Origin of the sequence: Enterobacter sp. UNJFSC 003 (genome assembly GCF_036903355.1) — a bacterium.
Taxonomy (GTDB): Bacteria; Pseudomonadota; Gammaproteobacteria; order Enterobacterales; family Enterobacteriaceae; genus Enterobacter.
The window spans coordinates 1-1,028 of record NZ_JBAKHK010000034.1 but is presented as its reverse complement, the minus strand read 5'-3'; the positions used below and the strand labels follow the sequence as shown (position 1 = coordinate 1,028).

Below are 1,028 nucleotides of genomic sequence, written 5' to 3'. Positions count from 1 at the left end.
TCCGGGATTGTCAGCGGCTCGCTGGATCTGGTTGACGATGTGGGCACCGTTACCGGCTCCATCGCTGACGGCAGCGTGACAGACGACACGCGTCCGACCTATACCGGCAAAGCCACGGCGGATATTGACCACGTCAATATCTACGACAACGGCACCCTGATCGGCAGCGCGCCGGTGGATGAAAACGGCAACTGGAGCTTCACGCCGGAAACCGGCCTGGCGGCGGGCGACCACGCCTTTACCGCCGCGGCGGTGGACAAGGCCGGACTGGAAGGCCCGCAGGTTAGCGGCACCGACGATGCGGCCTGGAACTTTACCCTTGATACCAACGTGCCGGACAACATTACCTCCGGGATCGTGGATGGCTCGCTGGGTCTGACCGACGATGTTGGCCCGGTAACCGGCCCTATTGCTGACGGCGGTACTACCGATGATACCCGTCCGACCTATACCGGCACAGCCACTGCGGATATCGACCACGTCAATATCTACGACAACGGCACCCTGATTGGCAGCGCCCCGGTGGACGAAAACGGCAACTGGAGCTACACGCCGGAAACCGATCTGGCGGAAGGGGATCACTCCCTGACGGTGGCCGCCGTGAACAAGGCGGGCCAGGAAGGGCCGCAGACCAGCGGCACCGACGACGGAAGCTGGGACTTCACCGTGGATACCACCGCGCCGGACAATACCACTTCCGGGATTGTCAGCGGCTCGCTGGATCTGGTTGACGATGTGGGCACCGTTACCGGCTCCATCGCTGACGGCAGCGTGACAGACGACACGCGTCCGACCTATACCGGCAAAGCCACGGCGGATATTGACCACGTCAATATCTACGACAACGGCACCCTGATCGGCAGCGCGCCGGTGGATGAAAACGGCAACTGGAGCTTCACGCCGGAAACCGGCCTGGCGGCGGGCGACCACGCCTTTACCGCAGCGGCGGTGGACAAGGCCGGACTGGAAGGCCCGCAGATCAGCGGCACCGATGATGCGGCCTGGAACTTTACCCTCGATACCACCGC

Annotated in this window: 1 protein-coding gene; it reads left to right on the top strand. The window is 63.4% G+C overall.

What is annotated here, in order from left to right; genetic code table 11:
* Positions 1-1,028, top strand: a 1,028-nt coding sequence (locus tag V5P19_RS22920; RefSeq protein ID WP_334407817.1) for an Ig-like domain-containing protein, incomplete at both ends; no start/stop codon positions are given.